This window comes from Streptococcus sp. HMSC072D03, assembly GCF_001812855.1.
GTDB lineage: Bacteria > Bacillota > Bacilli > Lactobacillales > Streptococcaceae > Streptococcus > Streptococcus salivarius_D.
Genome location: NZ_KV810691.1, coordinates 104,838 through 130,348, shown reverse-complemented (window position 1 = coordinate 130,348; position 25,511 = coordinate 104,838). Strand labels below are relative to the sequence as shown.

General features: G+C 41.7%; 26 protein-coding genes and 1 pseudogene. 25 read left to right on the top strand and 2 right to left on the bottom strand.

The window, feature by feature from the left end; translation table 11 throughout:
* Window positions 1–12 precede the first annotated feature (12 nt).
* The 12 genes from HMPREF2877_RS08785 (at window position 13) to HMPREF2877_RS08730 (ending at window position 10,510) form a co-directional block, all read left to right on the top strand.
* Complete coding sequence (locus HMPREF2877_RS08785; RefSeq protein ID WP_004183337.1) at window positions 13–843, top strand: transporter substrate-binding domain-containing protein; 831 nt, start codon at window positions 13–15, stop codon at window positions 841–843.
* 596 nt (window positions 844–1,439) lie between these two features.
* Window positions 1,440–2,186: an amino acid ABC transporter permease gene (locus HMPREF2877_RS08780; protein ID WP_096832659.1), complete on the top strand. Its 747-nt coding sequence runs from the start codon at window positions 1,440–1,442 to the stop codon at window positions 2,184–2,186.
* Entirely contained in the window at window positions 2,186–2,929 is a 744-nt protein-coding gene (locus HMPREF2877_RS08775; RefSeq protein ID WP_014632672.1) for an amino acid ABC transporter ATP-binding protein, read from the top strand. The genes HMPREF2877_RS08780 and HMPREF2877_RS08775 overlap by 1 nt, the downstream gene beginning before the upstream one ends.
* A 211-nt stretch (window positions 2,930–3,140) precedes the next feature.
* Entirely contained in the window at window positions 3,141–3,365 is a 225-nt protein-coding gene (locus HMPREF2877_RS08770) for a DUF4059 family protein (protein ID WP_002884393.1), read from the top strand.
* Window positions 3,366–3,430: 65 nt separating this feature from the next.
* The gene (trxB, locus tag HMPREF2877_RS08765) at window positions 3,431–4,351 is read left to right on the top strand and encodes a thioredoxin-disulfide reductase (RefSeq protein WP_014632674.1); all 921 of its coding nucleotides are present in this window, start codon (window positions 3,431–3,433) and stop codon (window positions 4,349–4,351) included.
* A gap of 139 nt (window positions 4,352–4,490) precedes the next feature.
* Entirely contained in the window at window positions 4,491–5,039 is a 549-nt protein-coding gene (rsmD, locus tag HMPREF2877_RS08760; RefSeq protein WP_231910681.1) for a 16S rRNA (guanine(966)-N(2))-methyltransferase RsmD, read from the top strand.
* Window positions 5,040–5,071: 32 nt separating this feature from the next.
* The gene (coaD, locus tag HMPREF2877_RS08755) at window positions 5,072–5,569 is read left to right on the top strand and encodes a pantetheine-phosphate adenylyltransferase (protein WP_014632676.1); all 498 of its coding nucleotides are present in this window, start codon (window positions 5,072–5,074) and stop codon (window positions 5,567–5,569) included.
* Complete coding sequence (locus tag HMPREF2877_RS08750; RefSeq protein WP_002884703.1) at window positions 5,547–6,623, top strand: SepM family pheromone-processing serine protease; 1,077 nt, start codon at window positions 5,547–5,549, stop codon at window positions 6,621–6,623. The genes coaD and HMPREF2877_RS08750 overlap by 23 nt, the downstream gene beginning before the upstream one ends.
* Window positions 6,624–6,706: 83 nt before the next feature.
* Window positions 6,707–7,651: a tRNA modification radical SAM protein MnmL/YtqA gene (locus tag HMPREF2877_RS08745; protein ID WP_004183328.1), complete on the top strand. Its 945-nt coding sequence runs from the start codon at window positions 6,707–6,709 to the stop codon at window positions 7,649–7,651.
* A complete protein-coding gene (locus tag HMPREF2877_RS08740) occupies window positions 7,648–8,196 on the top strand; it encodes a tRNA 5-(aminomethyl)-2-thiouridylate-methyltransferase MnmM (RefSeq protein WP_045772008.1) in 549 nt (182 codons plus the stop codon). The genes HMPREF2877_RS08745 and HMPREF2877_RS08740 overlap by 4 nt, the downstream gene beginning before the upstream one ends.
* Entirely contained in the window at window positions 8,193–8,435 is a 243-nt protein-coding gene (locus HMPREF2877_RS08735) for a hypothetical protein (protein ID WP_014634967.1), read from the top strand. Before HMPREF2877_RS08740 ends, HMPREF2877_RS08735 begins: the two co-directional genes overlap by 4 nt.
* Window positions 8,436–8,443: 8 nt before the next feature.
* A complete protein-coding gene (locus tag HMPREF2877_RS08730) occupies window positions 8,444–10,510 on the top strand; it encodes a cation:proton antiporter (RefSeq protein WP_004183325.1) in 2,067 nt (688 codons plus the stop codon).
* 183 nt (window positions 10,511–10,693) lie between these two features.
* Here HMPREF2877_RS08730 and HMPREF2877_RS08725 read toward each other — a convergent pair whose 3' ends face one another.
* The gene (locus HMPREF2877_RS08725; RefSeq protein WP_045769056.1) at window positions 10,694–11,476 is read right to left on the bottom strand and encodes an ABC transporter ATP-binding protein; all 783 of its coding nucleotides are present in this window, start codon (window positions 11,474–11,476) and stop codon (window positions 10,694–10,696) included.
* A 110-nt stretch (window positions 11,477–11,586) separates the two neighbouring features.
* On the opposite strand from HMPREF2877_RS08725, the gene HMPREF2877_RS08720 reads away from it, so the two are divergent.
* From HMPREF2877_RS08720 to HMPREF2877_RS08705, 4 genes are all read left to right on the top strand, one after another.
* On the top strand, window positions 11,587–12,918 hold the full coding sequence (locus HMPREF2877_RS08720; protein WP_045769057.1) for a hemolysin family protein: 1,332 nt from the start codon (window positions 11,587–11,589) through the stop codon (window positions 12,916–12,918).
* A gap of 353 nt (window positions 12,919–13,271) precedes the next feature.
* Entirely contained in the window at window positions 13,272–13,994 is a 723-nt protein-coding gene (locus HMPREF2877_RS08715) for an LPXTG cell wall anchor domain-containing protein (RefSeq protein WP_014632683.1), read from the top strand.
* Window positions 13,995–14,180: 186 nt separating this feature from the next.
* Window positions 14,181–14,981, top strand: coding sequence for a pyruvate formate-lyase-activating protein (pflA, locus tag HMPREF2877_RS08710; RefSeq protein ID WP_014632684.1), 801 nt, complete (start codon window positions 14,181–14,183; stop codon window positions 14,979–14,981).
* A 69-nt stretch (window positions 14,982–15,050) separates the two neighbouring features.
* Complete coding sequence (locus HMPREF2877_RS08705) at window positions 15,051–15,803, top strand: hypothetical protein (RefSeq protein WP_014634961.1); 753 nt, start codon at window positions 15,051–15,053, stop codon at window positions 15,801–15,803.
* 79 nt (window positions 15,804–15,882) lie between these two features.
* Here the strand turns inward: HMPREF2877_RS08705 and HMPREF2877_RS08700 are convergent, their stop codons facing one another.
* A complete protein-coding gene (locus HMPREF2877_RS08700; protein ID WP_002891687.1) occupies window positions 15,883–16,335 on the bottom strand; it encodes a universal stress protein in 453 nt (150 codons plus the stop codon).
* A 359-nt stretch (window positions 16,336–16,694) separates the two neighbouring features.
* On the opposite strand from HMPREF2877_RS08700, the gene HMPREF2877_RS08695 reads away from it, so the two are divergent.
* The 9 genes and pseudogenes from HMPREF2877_RS08695 to HMPREF2877_RS08655 all read left to right on the top strand — a co-directional run bounded on the left by HMPREF2877_RS08695 (window position 16,695) and on the right by HMPREF2877_RS08655 (window position 25,467).
* The gene (locus HMPREF2877_RS08695; protein ID WP_070579644.1) at window positions 16,695–17,909 is read left to right on the top strand and encodes a pyridoxal phosphate-dependent aminotransferase; all 1,215 of its coding nucleotides are present in this window, start codon (window positions 16,695–16,697) and stop codon (window positions 17,907–17,909) included.
* A gap of 267 nt (window positions 17,910–18,176) precedes the next feature.
* Window positions 18,177–18,962 (top strand): GTP-sensing pleiotropic transcriptional regulator CodY, encoded by a 786-nt coding sequence (gene codY, locus HMPREF2877_RS08690; protein WP_002884784.1) that lies wholly within the window; start codon window positions 18,177–18,179, stop codon window positions 18,960–18,962.
* Window positions 18,963–19,028: 66 nt separating this feature from the next.
* Entirely contained in the window at window positions 19,029–19,580 is a 552-nt protein-coding gene (locus HMPREF2877_RS08685) for a cysteine hydrolase family protein (RefSeq protein WP_004183314.1), read from the top strand.
* A gap of 156 nt (window positions 19,581–19,736) precedes the next feature.
* Window positions 19,737–21,176, top strand: a complete 1,440-nt coding sequence (locus HMPREF2877_RS08680) for a 6-phospho-beta-glucosidase (RefSeq protein WP_070579641.1) — start codon at window positions 19,737–19,739, stop codon at window positions 21,174–21,176.
* 20 nt (window positions 21,177–21,196) lie between these two features.
* Window positions 21,197–21,637, top strand: a pseudogene (locus HMPREF2877_RS10735) (glycosyltransferase); the annotation flags it as partial.
* A 139-nt stretch (window positions 21,638–21,776) separates the two neighbouring features.
* Window positions 21,777–22,079 (top strand): Asp-tRNA(Asn)/Glu-tRNA(Gln) amidotransferase subunit GatC, encoded by a 303-nt coding sequence (gene gatC, locus HMPREF2877_RS08670; protein ID WP_002884769.1) that lies wholly within the window; start codon window positions 21,777–21,779, stop codon window positions 22,077–22,079.
* Entirely contained in the window at window positions 22,079–23,545 is a 1,467-nt protein-coding gene (gatA, locus tag HMPREF2877_RS08665; RefSeq protein WP_070579638.1) for an Asp-tRNA(Asn)/Glu-tRNA(Gln) amidotransferase subunit GatA, read from the top strand. Before gatC ends, gatA begins: the two co-directional genes overlap by 1 nt.
* Window positions 23,545–24,987, top strand: coding sequence for an Asp-tRNA(Asn)/Glu-tRNA(Gln) amidotransferase subunit GatB (gene gatB, locus HMPREF2877_RS08660; protein ID WP_003018306.1), 1,443 nt, complete (start codon window positions 23,545–23,547; stop codon window positions 24,985–24,987). Before gatA ends, gatB begins: the two co-directional genes overlap by 1 nt.
* Before the next feature lie 96 nt (window positions 24,988–25,083).
* Window positions 25,084–25,467 carry a hypothetical protein gene (locus HMPREF2877_RS08655; protein WP_037611907.1) on the top strand — a complete coding sequence of 128 codons (384 nt, stop codon included), beginning with the start codon at window positions 25,084–25,086 and terminating at the stop codon, window positions 25,465–25,467.
* Window positions 25,468–25,511: the final 44 nt, after the last annotated feature.

Here is a 25,511-nt window from a genome sequence, read left to right as displayed (position 1 = left end):
AGGATTATAGATATGAAAAAATGGCTTGCAGGTTTAGGGATTCTTGGCTTGTCAGTTTTGACTTTGGCAGCTTGTGGAAACAAGAGTGACAGTAAGGGATCTGGTGAAAAGCAGACGATTACTGTTGCGACGGACTCTGATACGGCACCTTTCACTTTCAAAAAAGGTGACGACTTCAAGGGTTATGATATTGATTTGGTCAAGGCTATTTTCAAGGATTCGGACAAATATGAGGTCAAGTTTGTAACGACACCTTTTGATTCCATCTTGACAGGGGTGGATTCTGGACGTTATCAGATTGCGGCTAACGACTTCAACTACAATGAAGAACGTGCTCAGAAATATGGTTTCTCAGATCCGATTTCACGTTCTAACTATGCCATCACTAGTGCTGAGGGTACCAAGTATACTAGCCTAGACGATTTGTCTGGTAAGACGACAGAGGTGCTTCCTGGCTCTAACTATGCTCAGTTGCTTGAAAATTGGAACCATGCCAATGCGGACAAGACACCAATTACTATCAACTATGCTTCTAGCTCAACGGGTCTTTCAACACGTATTCAACACATTCAAGAAGGAAAAATTGACTTTATCCTTTACGATGCGATTTCGTCTGAGTACATTGTCAAAGATCAAGGCTATAAGCTAGCTGTAAACAAGATTAAAGACGATATCGGTATGAAGACTGATGGTCTGGAATATCTTCTATTCTCAAATGATAAGCAAGGTAAGGAACTCAAGACATTTGTTAATAAGCGTATCAAAGAGCTTAAGAAGGATGGAACCCTTGCCAAACTCAGCAAGGAATACTTCGGTGGCGATTACGTCAGTGATTTGAAATAAGACTGTTAAAAGTTGAGACTGCTGTCTCAGCTTTGGATTTAACACAAAGCTTTCTTTTGAGGCTTTCCTGAGGTGATGACGGACGTCAGCGACCTTCGTCGAAGCTCCATGACTAAGTTTTGAGCCTAAGGTCTCAAAACTTCCGAACACCTGAAACTTTAAAGTTTCAGGTGTTTTTCTCACGCCGGAAAGCCTCGGTTTATGCTCACTTTGTTCGTTAAATAAGGAATAAGTTCAAATCTTTTTGGTCTTAACAAGGTATTACTATCAGTGATACGATTTTCTTATCACTATGATAAGAAAAGACTATTTCACAGACTTTCTGAGTCGTGCTAAAATGAATACTATAAAATTATGATAAGATATTTGAATGGTTAGCACTAGGCTAACCTACTTTTTTAGAAAGAAAGGGCGACATTGTGAAAAAGAGTATAGAAGCATTTAATCGGTCACCTTGGTATCTCCAAGTTATCATTGGCTTGGTTGGTTTGGCAGTAGCTGTTGCTTTAGCCATTCCCTTGTCTTGGCTAGTAGAAATTCTTTGGGGCTATGTTTTGCAACTGATTACGATTATCTTCAAATGGATTTCGTCTTGGATGCCAGCTGGTAAGCTCTTCTCATGGAAGGCAGTCTTTGATGCTGTTCCTAAGATTGTGGAACGCTTGCCTTTGACTTTGGGATTGACCATTGCAGGTGCTTTCTTCGGTTTGATTTTGGCCCTTGTCTTTGCGGTCGTTAAGATCAATCGAGTACGTATCCTTTATCCAATTCAAGCAGTTTTTGTGAGCTTCTTGCGTGGGACACCAATCCTTGTACAACTCATGTTGACTTACTATGGAATACCACTCTTCCTTCGTTATTTGAATGGTGAATTTGGTTTGGATTGGAATATCAATGAGATTCCACCAGCTATCTTCGCGATTACGGCCTTTGCCTTTAACGAAGCAGCCTACATGAGTGAAACCATTCGTGCAGCGATTCAGGCCGTTGACGCTGGGGAAATCGAAGCTGCCCGTTCTCTTGGGATGACATCGGCACAGGTTTACCGTCGTGTTATTATTCCAAATGCGGCAGTTATTGCAACACCAAGTTTGATTAACAGTTTGATTGGCTTGACTAAGGGAACATCACTTGCCTTTAGTGCTGGTATCGTCGAAATGTATGCTCAGGCTCAAATCTTGGGTGGTGCTGACTACCGTTACTTTGAACGTTATATCTCAGTTGCCCTTGTATACTGGGTAATCTCAATCTTGATTGAGTACATTGGTCGTTCAGTTGAAAATCACATGGCCATTAAGGCGCCTGAAGTGACTGACATTTCTGGAATTGGAGGTGACCGCTAATGATTAGTATCAAAAATTTGACCAAGGAATTTTCAGGTCAAAAGGTTCTCGATGGTATTGATATTGACATTGAAAAGGGTGAAGTTGTAGCTCTTGTTGGTGCCTCTGGTGCAGGGAAATCAACAATTCTTCGTAGCTTAAACTATTTGGAACAACCTGATTCTGGTACCATTACCATTGATGATTTTAAAGTCGACTTTAAGACTATCACTAAAGAACAAATCCTTACCCTTCGCCGTAAGTTGGCCATGGTTTTCCAACAGTTCAACCTCTTTGAACGTCGTACAGCCTTGGATAATGTTAAGGAAGGTCTTAAGATTGTTAAGAAACTTTCTGACGAAGAAGCTACCAAGATTGCGAAAGAAGAGCTTGCTAAGGTTGGGCTTTCTAATCGTGAAAACCACTACCCACGTCACTTGTCAGGTGGTCAAAAGCAACGTGTGGCCTTGGCTCGTGCCCTTGCAATGAAGCCTGATGTGCTCTTGCTTGACGAACCAACATCTGCTCTTGACCCTGAGTTGGTTGGTGAGGTTGAAAAATCAATCGCTGATGCAGCTAAGTCAGGTCAAACTATGATTTTGGTCAGTCACGACATGAACTTTGTTTATCAAGTGGCTGACAAGGTGCTCTTCCTTGAAAAAGGTCGTATTCTTGAACAAGGAACACCTGACGAAGTCTTTAACCATCCAAAAGAAGAACGAACAAAAGAATTTTTCGCTTCTTATTCAAAACAATATCTTTAAGATGAGATTTTTGTTACAATAGAAAAGGTGGTGGGAGTGGACGACATTTTAGTCCATAGTCAAAGTCCCACAAGGATGATTAGGAACTTTTGAATGTTTCAAAGGCGACTATAGTCCAATCAGAAACTGCATCGTGCAGTTATTACTAGTCGAATTTAGAGGTTGGAGAATGTTATCTCAGCCTTTTCTATTTCTCACTTTAGGATGATTTATGTTATTAAATATTTTTAAATTTTACCTCTTAGGCCTTGTGATTGCTTTCTTTGTGTGCTTGGTGATTGGTGCCATTTGGCTTGGATGGCGTGCCTTACGTCGTGCGGACAAAACTGTTAAGGAGCGTCAAGGTGCCCTCTATGATGCTATTATGATGTCGATGGTTTCGATCCCAGTTTTGGCATTTGCTTTTATGGCGATTCTTATCGTGCTGAATGCATAATTCTAGCTTTGTTGGCACATTAGGTGTAAGATATCTCTACAAGAAAATCATATAAGGAGTTACTTATGTACGATACAATTGTTATTGGAGTTGGTCCTGCGGGGATGACTGCAGCACTCTATGCAGCACGTGCCAACCTTAAAGTGGCAACTTTGGAGCAAGGTGCTCCTGGTGGACAGATGAATAACACGTCTGATATTGAAAATTACCCTGGTTTTGAAAGTATTTCTGGTCCAGAATTGTCAATGAAGATGTTCGAACCTTTGGAAAAATTGGGCGTTGAAAATCTTTATGGTATCGTGTCTGGTATCGAAGACAAGGGTGACTATAAAGTTGTCAAAACTGGTGATGAAGAGTACCAAACCAAGACAGTGATCATTGCGACTGGTGCCAAACATCGCCACATTGGTGTTGCTGGCGAAGAAGAGTACAACAGCCGTGGGGTATCTTACTGTGCGGTCTGTGATGGTGCCTTCTTCCGTAATCAAGACCTCTTGGTCGTTGGTGGTGGAGACTCTGCCGTTGAAGAAGGAATTTATTTGACACGCTTTGCCAATAGCGTGACCATTGTTCATCGTCGTGATGAATTGCGTGCTCAAAAGGTCCTTCAAGACCGTGCCTTCGCCAATGAAAAGGTTAAGTTTATCTGGGACTCAGTCGTTGAAGAAATTAAGGGTGATGACATCAAGGTTTGCAGTGTTGATATCAAGAATGTCAAAACTGGTGAGGTGACTAACCACGAATTTGGCGGTGTCTTCGTTTATGTGGGACTTGATCCTGTTTCAGATTACTTGACAGGTCTCGACGTCACTGACCAAGATGGTTGGGTAATTACAGATGATAAGATGGCGACACGTATTCCTGGTATCTTTGCCATTGGGGATGTCCGTCAGAAAGACCTTCGCCAAATTACAACAGCCGTAGGTGATGGTGCCACAGCTGGTATCGAAGCCTACAACTACGTGACTGCACTTGGTGATAAGTAAAATAATAAAAACTCGGGATGTTCTCGAGTTTTTTGTGTTCTCTTGGGGGGATTTAGCTTGTCTAGTCCCCTTTGGACCAACATCTATGCGTGTTTTTTGTTATAATAGAAAAGTCTTACTAAAAATCAGTAAAAACGAGGTGACCGACTTGCGTGTTGTAGCAGGTGAATTTGGCGGACGTCCGCTTAAAACGTTAGAAGGCAAAACGACTCGTCCAACAACGGACAAGGTCAAGGGTGCCATTTTCAATATGATTGGTCCTTTCTTTGATGGAGGGCGTGTTTTGGATCTTTTTTCTGGAAGTGGTAGTCTGGCTATTGAGGCTATCAGTCGTGGTATGTCGTCTGCTGTCCTCGTGGAAAAGGATCGTCGGGCACAGGCTGTTATTCAGGAAAATATCAAGATGACCAAGAGTGAGAAGCAGTTCCAGCTTTTGAAGATGGATGCGGCGCGTGCGCTGACACAATTGACAGGAAAGTTTGACTTGGTACTTTTAGATCCGCCTTATGCCAAAGAGCAGATTGTGGCCAATATTACTCAGTTAGAGGAGCAAGGGCTCTTAGCTGAGGAGGTTATGTTGGTTTGCGAGACGGATAAGGCTGTGGACCTGCCTGAAGAAATTTCAAACTTTGGGATTTGGAAACAGAAAACCTATGGTATCAGTAAGGTGACCGTTTACGTGCGTTAGCCTTTGATAGGGAAGTTGTAGAAAGGAATGCTATGACAAAGATTGCTATGTTTACGGGGTCTTTTGATCCGATTACTAATGGGCATATGGATATTATTGCCAGAGCCAGCAAGCTCTTTGATGAGCTCTATATCGGTCTCTTTTATAATAAAAATAAGCAGGGCTTCTGGGACGTGGAGACTCGCAAGCGTATCTTGGAAGAGGTCGTGGCAGATCTTCCCAATGTAAAGGTTATAACGGCTCACGATAGTCTGGCTGTAGATGTCGCCAGAGATCTTGGGGTGACTTATTTGGTCCGAGGCCTTCGTAATGCGACAGATTTTGACTATGAGGCTAATATGGATTATTTCAATAAGGGGTTGGCCCCTGAAATTGAAACGGTTTATTTGATTGCTAGTCATGAGGTAACACCAGTCTCTTCCAGTCGTGTGCGTGAGTTGATTTATTTTGAGGGGGATATTAGTTCCTATGTTCCTCAAGCAGTTGTTAAGGAAGTGGAGGCTAAGCGTGGCAAACAAGAACGAATCTAAATCACTATTAGGGAAAATTTGGCGGATTAAGTGGTGGTTGTTAAGTATTTTTACGGTACTTTTCCTCCTATTTGCCCTCTTTTTCCCGCTAAATAATTATTATGTTGAGCTTCCGGGTGGTGCTTTTGATACTAAGGAAGTCTTGACTGTAGACAAGAAAGCTGATGATTCAAAAGGATCCTACAATTTTGTGGCAGTGGCCCAAACCAAGGCGACTTTAGCCTTAATGCTCTATGCTCAGCTTAATGATTTTGCAAAGCTTCAAACAGCTGAAGAGGCAACTGGGAATTACTCTGATGAAGATTTCATGCGTATCAACCAATTTTACATGGAGACTTCCCAAAACCAAGCGATTTATCAGGGCTTGACTCTGGCCGGTAAGGAGGCTAGCTTGGAGTATATGGGTGTCTATGTGCTTCAGGTGGCTGATGATTCTAGCTTCAAGGGTGTCCTCAATATTGCGGATACGGTGACAGCTGTCAATGGCAAGACCTTTGATAATTCTGCTGACTTGATTAAATACGTTCAAGGACTTAAGCTGGGTTCAAAAGTCAAGGTCACTTATACGACAGATGACAAAGAAAAGACTGCCACTGGTAAGATTATCAAGATTGCCAATGGTAAAAATGGTATTGGTATCGGTTTGACAGATCATACCGAGGTTAAGAGTCCTGAAAATGTGAAGTTTAAACTTGATGGCGTTGGCGGACCAAGTGCGGGTCTTATGTTTACCCTAGCTATTTACGATCAGGTATCTGGTCAAGACCTCAAGGCTGGCCGTAAGATTGCTGGAACAGGAACCATTGAAAAGGATGGTTCGGTCGGTGATATCGGTGGTGCCTACCTCAAGGTGAAATCAGCGGCTGATAGTGGTGCAGACATTTTCTTCGTGCCAAATAATCCAGTAACCAAGGAAATGAAAAAGGCTGATCCGGATGCCAAAACCAACTATCAAGAGGCCAAGGAAGCTGCCAAGAAACTGGGAACCAAGATGAAAATCGTCCCTGTTAAAACAGCTCAAGAAGCCATTGATTATTTGAAAAAGACTAAATAAGAAGAGAGTAGGACAGGCAGAAATTCATGATTTTTGTCTGAGTCTTACTCTCTTTTTTAGGTCAAAGTGTTATAATAGTCTTTATGAAAAAACGTTATAGAACAGTCAATGATTACTATCGTGAAATTTTTGGCGAAAAGATTTTCAAACTACCAATAGATGCGGGTTTTGATTGTCCCAACCGTGATGGCACAGTGGCTCATGGTGGCTGTACCTTTTGTACGGTATCGGGGTCTGGGGACGCCATTGTAGCTCCTGAGGCACCGATTCGTGAGCAGTTTTACCATGAGATTGACTTCATGCACCGCAAGTGGCCAGAAGTTCAGAAATATCTGGTTTATTTTCAAAACTTTACCAATACCCACGCGCCGCTTGAAGTTATCAAGGAACGCTACGAACAGGCTATCAATGAGCCTGGTGTTGTTGGTATCAATATCGGTACCCGCCCAGACTGTTTGCCAGATGATGTGATTGATTATCTGGCAGAACTCACAGAACGTATGCATGTGACCGTCGAACTTGGCTTGCAAACGACTTATGAAGAAACGTCAGAGCTCATTAACCGAGCACACAGCTATGATCTCTATGTGGAGACGGTTAAGCGTGTGCGTGAGCGTGCGCCAAAGGCTGAGATTGTATCGCATCTGATTAATGGGCTACCAGGGGAAACCCACGAGATGATGGTGGAAAATGTTCGCCGTTGTGTGACGGACAATGACATTCAGGGGATTAAACTCCACCTCCTCCACTTGATGACCAATACGCGTATGCAAAGGGACTACCACGAGGGGCGTCTTAAATTGCTGAGTCAGGAAGAGTATGTGTCAATCATCTGTGACCAGTTGGAAATCATCCCTGAGGATATCGTCATTCATCGAATCACTGGTGATGCGCCGAGAGATATGTTGATTGGTCCTATGTGGAGTCTCAACAAATGGGAAGTCCTCAATGCCATTGACAAAGAGATGGAACGTCGTGACTCATGGCAAGGGTGCAAAGTAGCTAACGAGAAGGAGGAAAAAGCATGATTAAACGACCAATTCATCTGTCTCATGACTTTCTAGCTCAAGTGCTGGATGATGAGAGTGTTGCTGTCGATGCAACCATGGGAAACGGCAATGACACAGCCTTTCTAGCTGGCCTTGCCAAGAAGGTTTATGCCTTTGACGTGCAGGAGCAGGCGCTCGAAAAGACTCGTCAACGCTTGTCGGACTTGGCAATTGAAAATGCGGAACTCATTTTAGATGGTCATGAAAATCTGGACCGTTATGTCACGGAACCTATTCGTGCAGCTATTTTCAATCTGGGCTATCTGCCATCTGCAGATAAGAGTGTTATTACTAAGCCCCACACGACTCTTGAGGCCATTGAGAAAATTCTTGACCGTCTAGAGGTGGGTGGTCGTTTAGCTATTATGATTTACTATGGTCATGATGGTGGCGATATGGAGAAGGATGCTGTGCTTGAGTACGTTATCGGTTTGGACCAGCGTGATTTTACAGCTATGCTTTACCAACCCCTTAATCAAATTAATACCCCACCATTTTTGGTGATGTTGGAGAAATTACAATGATTACAGATATTAAAGAAAAGCTTGCAGATATGCAGGCCAAATATATAGACAAGCAAAGTGCCGAGGATACTTTAAAAAAGGTTGATAATCGTAAAACGGCTAAAATTAAGAAAAAGTTAGCTAGTCTTGAGGTTGAACGTTGCCATAAACTTTTGGCCAAAGAAGATGTCACTGCCATTGATAAAAAAATTAGTAAGCAAAAAGAACTATTCTCAAACTGTTGTCATAAGGAAGGGTAGGAGGAGCTATGCATTTATCATTAGCTTTGCTTGTTCTTCTTTTTAGCTTGATTTTATCGAACGTTATCAATCGTGTCTTTCCGCGTCTTCCCCTGCCTTTGATTCAAATTATTTTTGGGGTTGGTATTGGTTTACTTTTTAAGGGACGCGCTTTCGAGCTTGAAACAGAACTTTTCCTAGCTTTCATTATTGCTCCCTTGCTGTTTCGTGAGGGTGAAGAAAGTGATATCACTAGTATTCTACGTAACTGGAAACTTATTCTATTTTTAATTTTTCCAGTTATCTTTGTGTCTACCTTGGGAATCGGTTATCTTGCTAAGGCCGTCTTGCCTGCTTCGGTGCCCTTGTCTGCCTGTCTAGCCATCGGTGCTGCCCTTGGACCAACAGATTTGGTTGCCTATTCCGCTATTTCCAAACGCTTCAGTTTCCCAAAGTGGATTAGCTATATTTTGCAGGGTGAGGGTCTTCTGAACGATGCCTCTGGCTTGGTCGCCTTTCAGGTGGCAGTGACTGCCTTGACAACAGGTGCTTTTTCCCTCCTTGGTGCGAGCTGGAATTTGGTTATTTCTGTGCTTGGTGGTTTTTTAGTTGGCTTGATTACAGCCTTATTTAATCGTCTCTTTTTAACCATTTTGGACAATATGGATGCTGCAGATGTCACAGGTGCTCTCTTACTAGAGCTGGTACTACCAATCTCCTCTTACTTTGTAGCCGAGGAAATTCATGCTTCTGGAATTATTGCTGTTGTCGTAGCAGGGATTTCGCTTGCCAGTCGTTTCAAAAAAATCACCGTTTTTGATGCCAAGCTGGATAACGTTTCCCATACGATTTGGGGAACCATTACCTTTATGCTTAATGGCATGGTCTTTTTCCTCTTGGGGACAGAACTTCCAACTCTAGCAACGCCAGTACTGCGTAGCAGTACCTACGATAATCTCTGGATGCTGCTTGCTATCGTCCTTTTAACAGCGACCATGTTTGGCATTCGTTTTGTTATGATTAGTGCAGTATTTGCCCAAAGAGCTTGGAGGGCCAAACGATCACTAAAAAAAATCTGGAAGGGTGCTACTCTGTTAACCTTTTCTGGCGTTAAAGGAACGGTTTCCATTGCAACCATCCTTTTGCTTCCAGTTGCCAATATGACTGCTCTGGAACATAGTCTTTTACTCTTTACGGTAGCGGGTGTGACCTTGCTGAGCTTCTTAACAGGGATTTTAGTCCTACCTAAGCTAGCCACTGGTCCAGCGCATACGACCAACCATTATATGCAGATTGCCATTCTCAATGATGTGGTCGGTGAGTTGGAAAAAGATCTAAAACAGTCTACCAATCAAGGGGCTGTCTATGCTACGATTGATAACTACAATCAACGCTTGGAAGATTTAATCTTGGAGCAGGAATCAAATGATGTCAAAGAAGAGTTGGCCAATATCCGAGTAATGATTATGGAAATTGAGAGTGAGGGTTTGGAATATGCCTACAAGAAGGGTAAGATTTCAGAACTCGAATATAATCTCTACCAACGTTATATCAAGGGCTTGGAACGTCGTATCAACCGTGGTTTTGTCTCTAGCCTTTCTTACGCCCTAGCTGTCTTTGTGCGTGGCCTTCGTAGATTGTTACACTTAGCTCTTACTTTCAAGTTTCGTATTGATCAGGATGATACTAGAAGAGGTCCTAGGTTGACGGAAGAAAACCGCGACCATATGACTGAGCTCTATTTGACAAATACTGAGCAGATTTTGGAAGCCTTGAGTAATCTGGAAGGTGTTTATCACTCAGATCTCTTGTCTTATCTGAAACGCAGTCGCCTTCAAGAGGCTGAGATTATTCAATCAGGTGCCTTTGTCGAGCGGGTTATCACTCACCTTCATCCAGACAATATTGATGAAATGTTGCGTGGCTACTATTTGGAACGTAAGGTTATCAACGAGTACGAGCAGGCTGAACTTATCTCTAGCCGTTATGCCAAGCAGCTTCGTAAGGAAGTCAATACTTTGGAGGATTACTCTCTCAAAGAAACTAGCAACACGTTAACCTATGATATGATTAATCTGGCTCGAGGTCGAGCTTAAGCAATGAATGTTATCACAAAAAGAAGCCAAGAAAAATTTTGGCTTCTTTTTAATATATTTTTATAGAACAGCTTATCGTTCCAGCCTTAATTTTGTATGGTGTATCTAGAATAAAAGAGGAGTAGTGATAAAAGAACAAGTCCCCCAGATAATGTCTAGGGGACTTGTTTCTTTGAGCGATTTTTATAGAAGAGGGTTAATGTAAAAACGATGGTCATCAATTGGAATAATTTGAACAGGATTTTGGTAGAAGTCAGCTAAAACTTCCGGTGTGATGATATCATTTTTTGGTCCTTGTGCCACGATTTTTCCTTGACGGAGTAGGAGGATGTGGTCCATCTTCTCAGTAATCTCTTCAGCATGGTGGGTGACGTAAAGGACCAGGGGTGCGTGAGGAAGCGAGGTGATACGGTCGATCTGACGTAAGAGCTTTTCGCGGGCAAAGAGATCCAAGCCCACAGTTGCTTCGTCAAGGATGATGATGTCGGGATCTTCCATCAGACTACGAGCAATCAAACAGATTTGCTTTTCCCCTTGAGAGAGGCCATGGTATTTACGACCAATCAAATCTCCAGCACCAAGTGAAGTTAGCATATCCTTGGCTTCTTGTAGCTCTTTGTCTCCATAGGCTTTGTAGAGGATTGAGCTCTTGTACTTACCGGTAAGGACGATTTTTTCAGCAGTCATATGTTGAGGTAGACGCTCAGTGATAAAGGAACTGACGATACCGATGTGTTGACGAAGACCTGTGATGTCTCCATTACCAAAGGTGTAGCCTAGTATCTCAGCCTTCCCTTCAGAAGGGAAAAATTCAGCTGTCAACAAACGTAAGAGGGTTGATTTTCCAGCACCGTTAAGTCCCAGGATAGCCCAGGTTTGTCCTTTTTCAACTGTCCAGTTAAGGTCAGATAAAAGTGTTTTTCCTTGGCGGACCAAGCTGACATTTTCTAATCGTATAAGTGACATAAGTCTCTCCTTTGATGATAAATTACCCTAATTATAGCATAAAATAGACGCCTTTATTGGGAAATTATGGTATAATAAAAGTCAGAATTTTTTTTAGAGGAGAAGAAAAAATGGAAGACTCTAGTGGTCAGTCCTTATTATTTCAATCTATTTTACTACTAATTTTAACCTTGCTTACAGCCTTTTTCTCAGCATCTGAGATGGCTCTTGTATCACTTAACCGCTCACGTGTGGAGCAAAAGGCAGAAGAAGGCGATAAGAAATTTATCCGCCTGCTCAAGGTTCTTGAAAATCCAAACAACTTCCTATCAACTATCCAAGTTGGTATTACCTTTATTAGCCTCTTACAAGGGGCCAGTCTCTCTGCATCACTAGGTGCAGTGATAGCGACTTGGTTTGGTCATGTGGCTTGGGCTAAGACAGCAGGTAGCATGATTTCTTTGGTTGTCTTGACTTATATCTCTATCGTTTTTGGGGAACTTTATCCAAAACGTATCGCTATGAATCTCAAGGAAAATCTAGCCATCTACTCGGCACCTGTCATTATTGTTACAGGTAAGATTGTTAGTCCCTTTGTTTGGATTCTTTCGGCGTCAACCAATCTTTTGTCTCGTTTGACGCCTATGACCTTTGATGATGCAGATGAGCAGATGACACGTGATGAGATTGAGTACATGTTGACTAAGAGTGAGGATACACTTGAGGCTGAAGAAATTGAAATGCTCCAAGGGGTATTCTCTCTTGATGAATTGATGGCGCGTGAGGTTATGGTCCCTCGTACAGATGCCTTCATGATTGATATTGAAGACAATACTCAAGAAAATATCCAAGCTATTCTCAAGGAAAGTTTCTCTCGTATTCCTGTTTACGAAGACGACAAGGATAAGATTATCGGTGTCGTTCATACCAAAAACCTTCTAAAAGCAGGTTTCGAACTTGGTTTCGAAAATATCAAACTTCGTCGAATTATGAATGAACCTCTCTTTGTTCCAGAGACTATCTTCGTTAATGATCTCTTGGCGGCCTTTCGTAACACCAATAATCAGATGGCTATTTTGCTTGATGAATACGGTGGGGTTGCTGGTCTTGTTACCTTCGAGGATCTTTTGGAAGAAATCGTTGGTGAGATTGACGACGAAACAGATAAATCTAGTATTGAAGTTCGTGAAATTGGCGAGAATACCTATATTGTCGAGGGTGCTATGACTCTTAACGACTTCAATGAACATTTTGATACAGAACTTGAGAGTGATGACGTTGATACTATCGCAGGTTATTATTTGACTGGTGTGGGAGCCATTCCTACTCAAGAAGTCAAGGAACACTATTCAGTTATCAACAAGGACAAACACCTTGAATTTATCAATGATAAGGTTAAGGATGGTCGTGTAACCAAACTTAAGGTAATCATCACGGCAGCTCCAGAAGAGGCAGAAGAATAGTTCTCTACATGTTTTTATTAGAAAATATTGGAACTTAAAAGCGACTATTTACTAATTAGGCACTTTCTCTCATTATGAGTGAAAGTGCTTTTTCTTATCTATCTTGGAATATCAGTTTATCAAAATAATAAGATTAGAAAACGTCTATAAAATACGTCATAAAGCCTTTTTAACCTATCAAAAGTGTTAGAATTTGTCAGAAAAATAACGATAATTTTGAAGATAATCTAACATATTTCAGCGTGTTGAAAGATTTAGAATAAAAATAAATAAGATTTTAATTAAAGCGGTCTTTTATTACTTTTTTATGGTAGAATGTAGGTTAACTGATAAATGAAAAAAGGAGAATCTTAATGGCTTCTAAAAAATCTATATCTATATATAGTAGCTTGCTTTTACTCACCCTTACCCTAGGAGCTTTTGTACCAGTAACCTCTTTTGCGGATGATGGTATTGCGACAAATGATGCTGTTCTTACACAACCAACGACAGATCGTGCAACAACTGGTCCTTCAACAGCCCCAAGTGATGGTGACTTGGCTCGTAGCAATGATTCAAACACAGGTGTGGCAACGCCAACAACACCAACACCTACAGTTCCTGAAGTACCAGCTGAGCCAACAACACCAGCAACTCCGGAAGCACCTGCGACACCGGCTCCAACAGCTGATTCATCAACAAAACCAGCCGATAAGCCAGAAGACCCAGCTTCAGCAACTGATAAAGGGACAAGCGAAGCACCTCAAAACTCTGAAACTCCAGCGGTGAATGTTAATGGACAACCTGTTGTTACTGTAACACCAACAGCTCCAGTTATCACTGCAGCTGGCCAAACAATTGTGTCTACACAAAATAGCCAAATTGTTATCGCTAACACTGATGGTACAACAAGTGTTGTCGCTCCTGAAACAGTAGGATTCAAAGTGAACGCTGACGGTACATTGACTGGTAAAGATGCTAAAGGTAAGGAAGTTACACTTCCTAAGACTGGTGAAGCATCAACAGTAATCTTGACAATGGCAGGAACATTCTTCCTTGCTGCTGCAGCCTTTTTGGGGCTTAAGAAACGTGCCTAATAATATAGATGATAAAAGACTGGATTTTTCCAGTTTTTTTGTTTTTCTTCTGGTATAGTATAGATATTCCTTAATTTCAGATGTATTATAGTATAACCTTTGCCTGAATTCAGGCAGATATGGAGCATGTTTCTGATAAAAGAGGTATAATAAAAACATGTAAAAAGCGTTTTCAAGGAGGCTGCCATGGCAGAAATTGATTACAGTCAGGTGACTGGACTTGTTCATTCAACCGAAAGTTTTGGATCCGTAGATGGTCCTGGTATCCGTTTTATTGTTTTCATGCAAGGCTGTAAGATGCGTTGCCAATATTGTCATAACCCAGATACTTGGGCTATGGAGTCAAATAAGGCTGTTGAACGTACAGTTGAAGATGTCTTAGATGAGGCTCTTCGTTTCCGTCATTTCTGGGGTGAGCATGGTGGTATCACTGTATCAGGTGGTGAGGCCATGCTTCAGATTGATTTTGTCACTGCCCTCTTTACAGAGGCTAAGAAGCTAGGGATTCACTGTACGCTTGATACTTGTGGGTTTGCGTACCGCAATACTCCTGAGTATCATGAAGTTGTTGACAAACTTTTGGCTGTGACTGACTTGGTCCTACTTGACATCAAAGAGATTGACCCCGAACAACACAAGTTTGTGACCCGTCAACCTAATAAGAATATTTTGGAATTTGCTCAATATCTATCTGACAAACAAGTTCCAGTCTGGATTCGCCATGTCTTGGTACCTGGTTTGACAGACTTTGACGATCACTTGATTAAGCTTGGTGAGTTTGTAAAGACCTTGAAAAATGTCGATAAATTTGAAATTCTTCCCTATCATACAATGGGTGAGTTCAAATGGCGTGAGCTCGGTATCCCATATCCTTTGGAAGGGGTTAAACCACCAACTGCAGATCGGGTCAAAAATGCTAAAGCTCTCATGCACACTGAAACGTATCAAGAGTATAAAAATCGTATCGGTGTGAAAACCTTGGATTGAAAAAGAAGCTCTTGACAAGGGCTTTTTAACTTTGCTATTATTTAGGGAGCAATAAAGAGCAGGTAAATTATGTTTCGTATTTTAAAATTTGATGATGACTTTGTTTATCTCAGTCATCCTGACGGGCGACTTAAGAAAATAGATCGCACGCTTTTTGATTTTGATATAAAATTAGGAGATCGTATTGATGTCTACCAAGATGGGGACTTGACAGTTGTTACTCCGGCAGAAGTCCAGACGGACTTGAGCCTAGAGGGAGACAAATCTGTTAAATCACACCTCTTGCAAGGGATTTTAGATCTTTTCCTTGAAACCCTTAATATTCACAATAATCATTTGGGTGACTTGAAGAAGATTTTCACACAGTTATTGATTACACTCTTCATGGCTTGGAGCTTGTTGGGAGTTATTCTGGTTGAGATTCTTCTTTTTGCAGAGTCAATTATTGTCTTCCTATGGAGACTCTTGGTTCGTCTTATTAAGTGGATGCATATTAAAGACAACACTAAGGTCTTGATTGATGAGACGCAAAAACGTCATGCTAAGCGTGAGCGTCAAAAAGCTCAAAGACGTGAGCAGGAAAGACGTCGTCAGGAAGAACTTGAAGAACGTGAATATCTTCGTGAAACAGAACGTCAAAAGGAACTCATGATTGTTGAAGCTAGCCTTAGTCAGGAAGCAGAACGTGAGAGCCTTTCAACTAGCCTTGCTTTGGAGCAAGCAGGTGCCTCAAGTCAATCTGCTAGTGAAGACTTGGCCGAAGAAAGCCAGTCAACTTCAGAGTCAGAAGTAATGTCTGAATCAGCAAAGTCTGAAAAATAGAACAGAAAAAAGAACTGAGATTTAGGATCTCGGTTCTTTTTCATATGAGAAAAGCACCAGAGGTGCTTGTGAGAGGTGACTAAAGTGTTTTTTCAGAGTCACGAACAATGAGCAAGTCAACTTTTGCGTGACGGAGAATGTATTCAGAAGATGAACCAATAAGCAAGCGTTCAAAAGTATTGAGACCTGTGGCACCAACCATAATAAGGTCAACATTTTCCTTATCAGGGATATCAACAGCCAAGAGGCTCTTAGGATTACCGAACTCAATAACTTTGCGAATCTTGGTTAAACCAGCTTCTCTGGCTTGGCGTTCAAAGTCAGCCAAAACAGCTTTAGCTTCGTCTTCTAGTTTTTCATAGATGTAAGAGTCGAAAGTCGCAACGCTTTGAAGGGCGCGTGTATCGATAACGTGTACCAATAGTAACTGAGCATTATTACGTTTTGCAACGTGCACACCTTTAATAAAGGCCAGTTCTGATTCGTAAGAACCGTCGATAGCTACCATAATACGTTCATATTGTTGAGACATAAGCTCTACCTCCTATCTTTAGCTTTATTATACTCCTTTAATCTAAAAAATGAAAGCGTTGTTATAGATTTTCTGAAATCTTTTTTTGACTGCTTACTTTAGGACGCTCTTAGTAATGTGAAGATTTCAGTATTATCTAAAAATTGAAGATTGCTTGAAAAAGAGGTATAATACAATCTGTTATTAGCTTCGTAAGAAACATGATAATTAAAAAAGAGGAAGACAAGTCTTCAGAAATGATACCAAATGGCCGAGCCTAAAGTTGGTGTCAATAAAAGTGGAAATCCCCATCAGGTGTTGAATTTTCTTATTTTCTGCTAGATGTATCTACTTTTAGTATCTTTTGAAAGGATTAACTTATGAAAACATTTGATAAATCATCAAAGTTGGATCACGTTGCCTATGATATTCGTGGACCAGTTTTGGATGAAGCCAACCGTATGATTGCCAATGGTGAAAAGATTCTTCGTCTTAATACAGGAAATCCTGCGGAATTTGGCTTTACAGCACCGGATGAAGTCATTCGTGATTTAATTATGAATGTTCGTAACAGTGAAGGGTATTCAGATAGTAAGGGGATTTTCTCAGCTCGTAAGGCGATTATGCAGTATTGCCAGCTAAAGGGATTCCCAAATGTAGATATTGATGATATTTATATTGGTAATGGTGTTTCAGAAATGATTTCCATGTCTATGCAGGCCTTGCTTGATGATGGAGACGAGGTCTTGGTCCCAATGCCAGACTATCCTCTTTGGACAGCCTGTGTCAGCCTAGCAGGCGGTAATGCCGTACACTATGTCTGTGATGAAAAATCTAACTGGTATCCAGATATTGATGATATCAAATCAAAGATTACGTCAAATACTAAGGCAATTGTAGTCATCAATCCTAATAATCCTACAGGTTCACTCTATCCTAAGGATGTCCTTGAACAGATTGTGGATATTGCTCGACAAAATGATCTGATTATCTTTGCGGATGAGATTTATGACCGCTTGGTTATGGATGGTAAAAAGCATACTGCGATTGCTAGTCTTGCACCAGATGTCTTCTGTGTGTCTATGAATGGTCTTTCTAAGTCTCACCGTATCTGTGGTTTCCGTGTAGGTTGGATGGTTCTCTCTGGACCTAAAAAGAATGTCAAAGGCTATATTGAAGGGCTTAATATGTTGGCCAACATGCGTCTTTGTGCTAATGTGCTCTCCCAACACGTTATTCAGACTTCACTTGGTGGTTACCAATCCGTGGATGAACTCTTGATCCCTGGTGGGCGTATCTATGAACAACGTGAGTTTATCACGGATACGGTAAACGCTATTCCAGGGCTTTCAGCTGTTAAGCCAGATGCAGGGCTTTACATCTTCCCTAAGATTGACCGTAACATGTATGATATTGAAGATGATGAAGAATTCTGTCTTCGTCTTTTGAAGAAAGAGAAGGTTCTCCTAGTTCCAGGTAAAGGCTTTAACTGGAATGAACCAGATCACTTCCGTATTGTCTACCTTCCTCGTGTGGAAGAGTTGGCTGATCTCGGTAACAAAATCGAACGAGTCTTGTCATATTACAAGCGCTAATTTCTTGAAAAACTGGACAAAAAGACTTGTCCAGTTTTTATTGTCTCTAAAAAGGGGACATATTTGAGCAAAATCCGAACGTTTTTCCTAGAAATGCCATAATATACTTAATATAATGAATAGTAGAATAATAAATAATTTTCAGACAATTGTTTGCAATTTCTAGGTTAAGTGTGCTATAATGATAGGGCTAGTGGGTCTTGACGCAGAAGATTAGTACAAGGCTTGATATTATTATGATTACAATAGAAAGTGAAGACAATAAATATGGCAAATTTGCTGGCTAAAACACGTAAAATTACATCTATCTTGCAACGCTCAGTAGATAGCTTGGAAGGAGATCTTCCATACAACAACATGGCTGCTCAATTGGCGGATATCATTGATTGTAACGCTGCTATCGTTAATGGTGGTGGTGCTCTCCTTGGTTTTGCCATGAAGTACAAAACCAACAATGATCGTGTGGAAGAGTTTTTTGAGGCCAAACAACTTCCAGAAGAATACACACGTGGTATCAGCCGTGTTTATGACACTCAAGAAAACATTGGTATTGACAGTGACTTGACCATTTTCCCTGTGGAGTCAAAAGATGACTTCCCAGATGGTTTGACTACAATTGCCCCTATCTATGGTGGTGGTATGCGTCTTGGTTCTTTCATCATTTGGCGTAACGATCATGACTTTGTAGATGAAGATCTTATCTTGGTTGAGATCGCTTCTACGGTTGTTGGGTTGCAGTTGTTGAACCTTCAAACAGAGAATTTGGAAGAAACAATTCGTAAGCAAACAGCTATCAACATGGCAATTAATACCTTGTCTTACTCAGAAATCAAGGCAGTTTCAGCTATCTTGAATGAGTTGGACGGTTTGGAAGGCCGCTTGACAGCGTCTGTCATCGCTGACCGTATCGGAATTACACGTTCAGTTATCGTTAATGCCCTTCGTAAGTTGGAATCAGCTGGTATTATTGAGAGCCGTTCACTCGGTATGAAAGGGACTTATCTTAAAGTTCTTAACGAAGGTATCTACGATAAATTGAAAGAATACGAATAAGAAGAATACTGAAAGAAAGTGAGGTAGGAGGAACCTGCCCCACTTTTTTTAAAAGGAGAAAGTAATATGACAAAGGCATTGATATCAATTGATTACTCTTATGATTTTGTGGCAGATGATGGGAAGTTGACGGCTGGAAAGCCTGCCCAAGCCATTGAAGATCGCATTGCTCAGGTAACTCAAGAAGCCTATGACAATGGGGACTATATCTTTGTTGCTATGGACCGACATGATGAAGGAGATACCTTCCATCCTGAAACCAAGCTCTTTCCACCGCACAATATTGCAGGGACGTCTGGGCGAGAACTTTATGGTAAGTTAGCTGGTGTATATGATGCTATTAAGGATGATAATCGTGTCTTTTGGATGGATAAGCGACACTATTCAGCCTTTTCGGGAACGGATTTAGATATTCGTTTGCGTGAGCGTCGTGTGACGACAGTTGTTTTGACAGGAGTTTTAACGGATATTTGTGTCCTACATACAGCCATTGATGCCTATAATTTGGGCTATGATATCGAGGTTGTAGCGAGTGCAACAGCTTCCTTGACGCCTGAAGCTCATGACTTTGCTATTGGGCATTTTAAAAATGTTCTTGGAGCAACTATTGTGGAGTAAGAAGATTTATAATAGAGAGTGGGAATACATCCTACTCTTGTTTTTTGTCTAAAATCATAGGATAGTATCAGTTTTTCGTAGTTTACTATAAGAAAACGATTCCAGATTATTGTATACTATTACTATATTAAATCGAAATATAAAAGAGGTAGAACAATGACTAAAAAAATGACTTTCCCTGACGGATTTTTGTGGGGTGGAGCGACAGCAGCCAACCAATGTGAGGGTGCCTATGATGCTGATGGGCGTGGTCTAGCCAATGTTGACGTGGTGCCAATTGGTGAGGATCGTCTTTCAATTATCACTGGGCGTCGTAAGATGTTTGATTTTGAGGATGGCTATTTCTATCCAGCTAAGGAAAGTATCGATATGTACCATCGTTACAAGGAAGATATTGCTCTCTTTGGTGAAATGGGCTTTAAGACCTATCGTCTTTCTATTGCTTGGTCACGTATTTTTCCTAAGGGGGATGAGGCTGAGCCAAATGAAGCTGGGCTTGCCTTTTACGAGGACCTCTTCAAGGAATGTCACAAGTATGGCATTGAACCTTTGGTGACGATTACACACTTTGATTGTCCCATGCACTTGATTACCGAGTATGGGGGATGGCGTAATCGTAAGATGCTTGGTTTCTATGAAAATCTTTGCCGTACCCTTTTCACACGCTTTAAAGGTTTGGTTAAGTACTGGCTCACTTTCAATGAAATTAATATGATTCTCCATGCACCATTTATGGGAGCAGGACTCTGCTTTGAAGAGGGTGAGAATGAGGAACAGGTTAAATACCAAGCAGCTCACCATGAGTTGGTAGCTTCAGCTATGGCGACGAAGTTGGCCCATGAGATTGACCCTGAAAATAAGGTTGGTTGTATGTTGGCAGCAGGTCAGTATTATCCAAATACAGCCCACCCACGTGACTACTGGGCAGCCATGCAAGAAGACCGTAGTAGTTATTTCTTTATTGATGTTCAAGCTCGTGGAGAGTATCCAAATTATGCTAAGAAACAGTGGGAACGTGATGGCATTGAGCTTGAGATGACTGAAGAAGATTTGGCCCTTCTTAAAGAGCATACTGTAGATTTTATTTCCTTCTCTTACTATGCAAGTCGTGTGGCTTCAGGTGATCCAAAAGTTAATGAAAAGACAGCAGGAAATATCTTTGCCTCTATTAAAAATCCATATTTGGAAGCTTCAGAATGGGGTTGGCAAATTGACCCACTAGGTCTTCGTATTACCCTTAACGTTATTTGGGATCGTTACCAAAAACCGATGTTTATTGTTGAAAATGGTCTCGGTGCTGTGGATACACCAGATGAAAATGGTTATGTTGAAGATGATTACCGTATCGACTACTTGTCAGCCCACATCAAGGCCATGCGTGATGCTATCGATGAAGATGGTGTAGAGCTTTGGGGCTACACAACGTGGGGTTGTATCGACCTTGTTTCTGCCGGAACTGGTGAAATGAAGAAACGTTATGGTTTTATCTATGTAGACCGTGACAACGATGGTAATGGTAGCCTTAAACGCTCTAAGAAGAAATCATTTAACTGGTATAAAGAAGTTATCGCAAGTAACGGTGCCTCTGGAGAATAGTCTATGAGTTCTCAACTAATGACATCTACGGTAAAGGTGGGGAGCAAGAGAATCTACAAGATTTGATTGATACTCTCGGGGCAGGTGACTTCATCCAACTTAGAGGTCATGCGGATTTACGTGATGTCTACCCACAGTATGAACTTTATGTCACTACCTCTCAGTGGGAGACCTTTGGTTTGACCCTGATGGAGGCCGTAGGAGCAGGTTTAGCCCTGGTTGGTTTTGATGCCCGTTATGGCAATCCAACCTTCATCAAAGATGGTGAGAATGGCTATCTGGTTCCTTATAGCGAGACTATGGATGAGGACCTGCTTGTTTCTCAGATGGCTGACAAAATTGTATTTGCTTTAGAAAGTGATCTTGAGTCTATGCACCAAGCCTCATATGAGTTGGCCAAACAGTATTTGAAACTTGAAATTCTAGAGGCTTGGAGAAAGCTCTTGATGGCCATACGATAAGTGTTTTGAAAAAGCTCTATCTCTGTAAACTGTAGTGACAAAAAAGTTACTACAGTTTTTTTATCCTCCAAGCAAAATAGGCTAAATTATGGTAAAATAGAAGGTATTGAAAAATCATCATTTCACGAAAGGAAGCAAGATGAAAATTACGCAAGAAGAGGTAACCCACGTTGCCAATCTTTCAAAATTGAAATTCTCTCCAGAAGAGACAGCTGAATTTGCGACAACCTTGTCTAAAATTGTCGACATGGTGGAATTGTTGGAAGAAGTGGACACAACAGGTGTTGCCCCAACAACGACCATGGCTGATCGCAAGACCGTATTGCGTCCGGATGTTGCTGAAAAAGGGACTGACCGTGACCGCTTGTTTAAAAATGTACCTGAAAAAGATAACTATTACATCAAGGTACCAGCTATCCTAGAAGATGGAGGAGATGCCTAATGTCATTCAACAATAAAACCATTGAAGAGTTGCACGACCTCCTTGTCTCTAAGGAAATTTCAGCAACGGAATTGACACAAGCGACGCTTGATGATATCAAGGCGCGTGAAGAAGCCGTCAATGCCTTTGTAACGGTGGCCGAAGAAGCTGCCCTTGCGCAAGCTAAGGCCATTGATGAAAAAGGAATCGATGCAGACAACATCTTGTCAGGGATTCCACTCGCTGTCAAAGACAATATCTCAACAGATGGTATCTTGACCACTGCGGCTTCAAAAATGCTCTATAACTACGAGCCAATCTTTGATGCGACAGCTGTTGCCAATGCAAAAGCCAAAGATATGATTGTCATCGGGAAGACCAACATGGATGAGTTTGCCATGGGTGGATCTGGTGAAACATCTTACTATGGCGCGACTAAAAACGCTTGGGACCACAGCAAGGTGCCTGGTGGATCTTCTAGTGGTTCAGCAGCTTCTGTAGCTTCAGGGCAAGTCCGTTTGTCCCTTGGTTCAGATACAGGTGGTTCTATCCGCCAACCAGCTGCATTTAACGGGATTGTTGGTCTCAAACCTACTTATGGAACAGTTTCACGCTTTGGTCTCATTGCTTTTGGTAGTTCACTTGACCAAATTGGTACTTTCTCACCAACGGTTAAGGAAAATGCCCAATTGCTTAATGTCATTGCTAGTGAAGATGCCAAGGATTCAACTTCTGCGCCTGTTCGTGTAGCCGACTTTACTTCTAAGATTGGTCAAGACATTAAAGGAATGAAGATTGCCCTTCCTAAGGAATATCTTGGCGAAGGGATTGACCCAGAAGTCAAAGAAACCATCCTCAATGCGGCTAAACACTTTGAAAAATTGGGAGCAACTGTCGAAGAAGTCAGCCTGCCTCATTCTAAATACGGGGTTGCTGTTTACTACATCATCGCTTCATCTGAAGCTTCTTCAAACTTGCAACGTTTCGACGGTATTCGCTATGGTTTCCGTGCAGAAGATGCTAAAAACTTGGATGATATCTACGTGAACACTCGTAGCCAAGGCTTTGGTGATGAGGTCAAACGCCGTATCATGCTTGGTACCTTTAGTTTGTCATCTGGTTACTACGATGCTTACTACAAGAAAGCTGGCCAAGTCCGTACCCTCATTATCCAAGACTTCGAAAAAGTCTTTGCGGATTACGACCTTATCCTTGGACCAACAGCTCCAAGTGTAGCCTTTGATTTGGATTCGCTCAACCATGATCCAGTTGCCATGTACTTGGCTGACCTCTTGACCATTCCAGTCAACTTGGCAGGTCTTCCAGGGATTTCGATTCCTGCAGGTTTTGCGCAAGGTCTTCCAGTTGGTTTGCAGTTGATTGGTCCTAAGTATTCTGAAGAAACCATCTACCAAGCTGCAGCTGCCTTTGAAGCAACGACGGATTACCACAAGCAACAACCCCTTATTTTCGGAGGTGACAATTAATGAACTTTGAAACAGTCATCGGACTTGAAGTCCACGTTGAATTGAATACAAACTCAAAAATTTTCTCACCAACCTCTGCTCACTTTGGGAATGAGCAAAATGCCAACACTAATGTGATTGACTGGTCTTTCCCAGGGGTGCTTCCTGTCTTGAACAAGGGTGTTGTGGATGCTGGTATCAAGGCTGCTTTGGCGCTGAATATGGATATCCATCAGCACATGCACTTTGACCGTAAGAACTATTTTTACCCTGATAATCCAAAAGCCTACCAAATTTCGCAATTTGACGAGCCAATCGGATATAACGGTTGGATTGAAGTGCAATTGGAAGATGGCTCAACTAAGAAAATTGGGATTGAACGTGCCCACTTGGAAGAAGACGCCGGTAAGAACACGCACGGAACAGATGGATTCTCTTACGTAGACCTTAACCGTCAAGGGGTTCCATTGATTGAAATCGTATCTGAAGCAGATATGCGTTCTCCAGAAGAAGCCTACGCCTATTTGACAGCTTTGAAAGAAGTTATCCAGTACACTGGTATTTCAGACGTCAAGATGGAAGAAGGATCTATGCGTGTAGATGCCAACATTTCCCTTCGCCCATATGGTCAAGAGGAATTTGGTACCAAGACTGAGTTGAAAAACTTGAACTCTTTCTCAAACGTCCGTAAAGGTCTTGAATACGAAGTGCAACGCCAAGCGAAAATCTTGCGTTCAGGTGGTGTCATTCGTCAAGAAACACGCCGTTATGATGAAGCTAATAAGAGCACTATCCTTATGCGTGTCAAAGAAGGAGCAGCGGATTACCGTTACTTCCCAGAACCAGACCTTCCATTGTTTGAAATCTCAGATGAGTGGATCGAGGAAATGCGTACGGAGTTGCCAGAGTTTCCAAAAGACCGTCGTGCTCGCTATGTGGCAGAGCTTGGCTTGTCTGACTATGATGCCAACCAATTGACAGCGACGAAAGTTACTTCTGACTTCTTTGAAGCAGCGGTAGCCCTTGGCGGAGATGCTAAACAAGTGTCTAACTGGCTCCAAGGTGAAGTCGCGCAATTCTTGAACGCAGAAGGCAAAACGCTTGAAGAAATCAAGTTGACACCAGAAAACTTGGTCGAAATGATTGCCATCATCGAAGATGGAACCATTTCATCTAAGATTGCCAAGAAAGTCTTCGTTCACTTGGCGAAAAACGGTGGCGGTGCGCGTGAATACGTCGAAAAAGCTGGTTTGGTACAGATTTCAGATCCTGAAGTCTTGATCCCAATCATCCACCAAGTCTTTGCAGATAATGAAGCAGCCGTAGCTGACTTCAAATCAGGTAAACGTAACGCTGACAAGGCCTTCACAGGCTTCCTCATGAAAGCAACCAAAGGCCAAGCCAACCCACAAGTAGCTCTTAAACTACTTGCTCAAGAATTGGCTAAGTTGAAAGAAGAGTAATAGATAAAGAATCAGCCGAAAGGTTGGTTTTTTCTTTGCAATATTTGTGTTAGACTAGTTGGGAATATTTTTATAGAAGATTTCAGGAGCAAACCAATGAACAAATTCTTAAGAGTCTTATTTATCCTAGTCATCATCGCCATGACTGGTGCCATTATTTTTCAGCTATTCTTTCCCACCTATATGGGAAGTCATTCGGGTTACGGTATTTCAGTTGGATGGCAGAGGGAGATTGGTATTTGGAATGTGGCGGTTCTGGTCATCCTCCTTGCCGTTAACTTAAAGTACGATTGGTTTTATCTGAGAGCAGTTCTGATTGCTTTGATTCTGGGAGGCCTAGGTATTGGAACCAATCATTTCCTTAGCTATCTTCAATACCATCACTCTGTTAATGCTGTTGGAGCTTTTGAGAATTATCTTTTAGTCCTTGGCTGGATTGTCGGTTGGTGGCTGGAAAATTCTTCAAGAAAAACAGTTTAATTTTTCTGAAGTTATCGCCTGGCTGGCAACTCCCTGTGTTATAA